The sequence below is a fragment of the Micromonospora yasonensis genome, from assembly GCF_026013475.1.
Lineage (GTDB): Bacteria > Actinomycetota > Actinomycetes > Mycobacteriales > Micromonosporaceae > Micromonospora > Micromonospora yasonensis.
In genome coordinates, this window is record NZ_JAPDPH010000372.1 from 1 (window position 1) to 3795 (window position 3795).

The window sequence follows — 3795 nt, forward strand, 5'->3', positions numbered from 1 at the left end:
GCGGGCCGGCGACCGACCACCGGTCCGCGGCGCGGACGCCGACCGGCCCGGCAGCGGGCTGGCCGCCAACCGGACGCGCCGCGCCGGCCGACCGAGCCGACGCAGGCCACACCACGGCGGGCGCCGCGACCGGGCGGTGCCGCGCCGAGCCACCCGTGCCATGGCCGCCGCGCCCAGGGTCACCCGAACCCGTGTCGGCCCGGACGAGGTCGGCCGACGCAGGCTCGACGGACGCCACGGCGACGAGCAGCAGGGCGCAGAGGGCCGGGACGGCCCGGCGCAGGAGGTTCGGCACATCCGGCACGCTGCCCCACGTCCACCGTCCTCGGCCAGCGTCACCGGCGACCACTGTGGACATCGGTCCCGCTGTGGACGGGCCCCACGCGGGGAGTTGATCTGGTATGCCTCCCGCCTATGCTGACCGGGTGAAGGACTGGTACGCCTGGCACGCCGACTACGACCAGCCGGAATCGGCCCTGTCCCGGCGGGTGGCCGAGGTGCGGTACCGGATCCGGGAGGCGCTGGACCAGGCGCCGCCCGGCCCGCTGCGGGCGATCAGTCTCTGCGCCGGGCAGGGGCACGACCTGATCCCGGTGCTCGCCGGTCACCCCCGCCGCGACGACGTGACCGCCCGCCTGGTCGAACTGGATCCGCGCAACGCCGACGTGGCCCGCCGGGCCGCCGCCGAGGCCGGGCTGACCGGGGTGGAGGTGGTGGTCGGGGACGCGGCGTGCACCGACCAGTACGCCGACCTCGTCCCGGCGGACCTCGTGCTGGTCTGCGGCGTCTTCGGCAACATCGCCGACGCGGACGTCCGGAGCACCGTCCGGCATTGCGCCGCGCTCTGCGCGACCGACGGCACGGTCTTCTGGACCCGGCACCGCCGCGCCCCGGACCTGGTGCCCGCCATCTGCGAGTGGTTCGCCGAGGAGGGGTTCGCACCAGTCGCGGTGACCAGCCCCGCGGACGGGGTCGGGGTGGGTGTGCACCGCCGCACCGGCCCGCCTCGCCCGCTGGAGAGCGGCGCGACCATGTTCGAGTTCGTCAGCCCCACCCCTGAGCAGACGCTCAGCGGACGGCCCGAGGGAGAGCCCGCGAGATGACCACTGTGGACGACATCAGCAGCCCCTCCCGGGTCGCCGGGCCGGACGAGGCGATCAGTGCCGAGGAACTCCAGCTCGCCGCGCGCAACCACGGCATCCCGCTGGAGGCGCTGCGCTACGACGTGACCCCGGCCGGCCTGCACTACCTGCTCATCCACTACGACATCCCGGATGTCGACCCGGCGACGCACGTACTGAGCGTGGACGGGGCGGTGGACAGGCCGCTGCGCCTGGATCTGGCCGCGCTCCGCGAGCTGCCCCAGGTCACCCAACGGGTAACGCTGGAGTGCGCCGGCAACGGGCGGGCGCTGCTGCACCCGCGCCCGGTCAGCCAGCCGTGGCTGGTGGAGGCGGTGGGCAACGCCGAGTGGACGGGCACCCCGCTGGCGCCGCTGCTGCGCGAGGCCGGGCTGCCCGCCGACGCGGTCGACGTGGTCTTCACCGGCGCCGACCACGGGGTGGAACGCGGTGTCGAGCAGGACTACCAGCGGGCCCTGCCGGTCGCCGACGCGCTGCGCGAGGAGGTGCTGCTCGCGTACGAGATGAACGGCGCTCCGCTGCTGCCGCAGCACGGCGCCCCGCTCCGGCTGATCGTGCCCGGCTGGTACGGCATGGCGCACGTGAAGTGGCTGCGGAACGTCCGGGTGCTCACCGAGCCGTTCGACGGCTATCAGAACACGGTGGCGTACCGGCTGCGCCGCGACGCCGACGACCCGGGGGTGCCGGTGACCCGGATCGAGCCCCGTGCGCTGGTGCGCCCGCCGGGGTTCCCGGACTTCATGTCGCGTACCCGGGTGCTGCGGCCCGGGCCGGTCATCGTGGACGGTCGGGCCTGGTCGGGTCACGCGCCGGTGACGGCCGTGGAGGTGACCTTCGACGGCGGCACGAGCTGGATCCCGGCGACGCTGGCCGAGCCAGCCGGGGGCGAGTGGGCGTGGCGGCGCTGGCACGTCGAGTGGCATCCGACGCCGGGGCGGTACGTGCTGGGCGCGCGGGCGACCGACGCCTCGGGGCGGACCCAGCCGGTCGAGCAGCCGTGGAACCGGGGCGGGTTCGCCAACAACCTGGTGCAGCGGGTCGAGGTGATGGTGCTGGCGCAGTGATCCGCCGTCGGACGCCGGGGCGCTTAGCCGCCCCGGCGTCGGAAACGGGTCAGCTGCCGAATCCGGAATCTGCGGGAAGGGAGATGTCGGGCTTTTCGAGCTCTTCGACGTTGACGTCCTTGAACGTCATGACCCGGACATTCTTCACGAAGCGCGCCGGGCGGTACATGTCCCACACCCAGGCGTCGTGCATCTCGACCTCGAAGTAGACCTCGCCGTCCGAGTTGCGTACGTGCAGGTCTACCTGGTTCGCCAGGTAGAACCGGCGCTCGGTCTCCACCACGTAGGAGAACTGGCGGACAATGTCGCGGTACTCCCGGTAGAGCTGCAGCTCCATCTCGGTCTCGTACTTCTCGAGATCTTCCGCGCTCATCGCACTCCGCCTTCCATGACCACATCTTCCCCCACCGGCGCCGGGGGTCGCGGCTGCTCGCCCAACGCCACGCCGACGGTACCCCCTGACGCGTCGGAGCGCTCCATCGGCTCGTCCGGGCCGCCGAGCGGAAGCTCCGCCGGGGCCACCGGCCGCCGGGCTCGGGGCGGGGCAGCGTCCCGGCCCGAGATGGCGGCCACGTTCACGTACGAGAAGCGGTGTTCCCGGCACGGGCCGAGCTCCCGTAGCGCGGCGGTGTGCTCGGTGGTGATGTAGCCCTTGTGCTCGGCGAAGCCGTAGCCCGGGTACCGCTCGTCCAGCTCCACCATGATCCGGTCCCGGGTGACCTTGGCCAGCACGCTGGCCGCGGCCACGCAGGCGGCCACCCGGTCCCCCTTCCAGACCGCCAGCCCCGGCACGTCCAGCCCGTCGACGCCGAAGCCGTCGGTCAGCACGTACTCGGGACGGGTGGTCAGCGAGGCGAGCGCCCGGCGCATCGCGGCCAGGTTGCACACGTGCAGCCCGCGCGCGTCGACCTCCTCGGCGGGGATGATCACCACCGCGTACGCCAGGGCCCGCGCCACCACCTCGTCGTAGATCCGCTCCCGGCTGGCCGGGGTGAGCAGCTTCGAGTCGGCCAGCCCCTCGATCTCGCCGCGCCGCCCCTCGGGCAGCACCGCCGCGGCGGCCACGAGCGGTCCGGCGCAGGCGCCCCGGCCGGCCTCGTCGGCCCCGGCCACGTGCCGGAAGCCGCGCCGTTGCAGGGCCCGTTCGAGGGCGTAGAGGCCGGCCTCGCGGCGGACCACCGTACGCGGAGGCGTCAGCACGGCGCACCCCCGGAGGCGGTGGCGGCCAGCGTGGCGGCAAGGCGGTCCGGCAGGTCCGGCGGGTAGTAACGCTCGGTCGTCGCGGCCAACTCGTCCACCGACCACCAGCGATGGCCGTGCACGCTGGCCCGCTCGATCTCGTCGAAGCCCGTCGTGTCGACCTCCCAGGACGCCACCCGGGCCAGGAAGAACTCCTGCTCCTGCCGGTACCAGACCCCGTCGAAGGGGAACTCGACCGTCTCGGACCAGACCGGCGCGCCCAGCTCGGCCGGCGCGAGCCGCAGCCCGGTCTCCTCGGCCAGTTCCCGGGCCGCGCCCTCGGCGGGGGTCTCCCCGGCGTCGAGCCCGCCACCCGGGGGGGGGTCGGAAGAGCGTCGGGTAGGGGGAGA

5 protein-coding genes and 1 pseudogene are annotated in these 3795 nt (G+C 74.2%); 2 read left to right on the plus strand and 4 right to left on the minus strand.

Features of this window, described 5'->3' with window-relative positions; genetic code table 11:
• Window positions 1-358, minus strand: a pseudogene (locus ONA70_RS35170) (hypothetical protein); the annotation flags it as partial.
• 67 nt (window positions 359-425) lie between these two features.
• Between ONA70_RS35170 and ONA70_RS35175 the strand changes: the two are divergent.
• The gene (locus ONA70_RS35175) at window positions 426-1103 is read left to right on the plus strand and encodes a class I SAM-dependent methyltransferase (protein WP_265010797.1); all 678 of its coding nucleotides are present in this window, start codon (window positions 426-428) and stop codon (window positions 1101-1103) included.
• On the plus strand, window positions 1100-2206 hold the full coding sequence (locus ONA70_RS35180) for a sulfite oxidase (RefSeq protein WP_265010798.1): 1107 nt from the start codon (window positions 1100-1102) through the stop codon (window positions 2204-2206). Before ONA70_RS35175 ends, ONA70_RS35180 begins: the two co-directional genes overlap by 4 nt.
• Window positions 2207-2255: 49 nt before the next feature.
• Here the strand turns inward: ONA70_RS35180 and ONA70_RS35185 are convergent, their stop codons facing one another.
• The 3 genes from ONA70_RS35185 to ONA70_RS35195 all read right to left on the minus strand — a co-directional run.
• Window positions 2256-2579, minus strand: coding sequence for a DUF2469 domain-containing protein (locus ONA70_RS35185; protein ID WP_011905215.1), 324 nt, complete (start codon window positions 2577-2579; stop codon window positions 2256-2258).
• The gene (locus ONA70_RS35190) at window positions 2576-3406 is read right to left on the minus strand and encodes a ribonuclease HII (protein ID WP_265010799.1); all 831 of its coding nucleotides are present in this window, start codon (window positions 3404-3406) and stop codon (window positions 2576-2578) included. Before ONA70_RS35190 ends, ONA70_RS35185 begins: the two co-directional genes overlap by 4 nt.
• On the minus strand, window positions 3400-3795 hold a 396-nt coding region (locus ONA70_RS35195), incomplete at its 5' end, for an NUDIX hydrolase (RefSeq protein WP_265010800.1). The genes ONA70_RS35195 and ONA70_RS35190, both read right to left, overlap by 7 nt.

What these genes read in the sequence shown, in the direction of transcription:
- ONA70_RS35180 (WP_265010798.1), top strand. Translation starts at nt 1,100, where the DNA reads ATGACCACTGTGGACGACATCAGCAGCCCCTCCCGGGTCGCCGGGCCG.
- ONA70_RS35185 (WP_011905215.1), bottom strand. Translation starts at nt 2,579, where the DNA reads ATGAGCGCGGAAGATCTCGAGAAGTACGAGACCGAGATGGAGCTGCAG.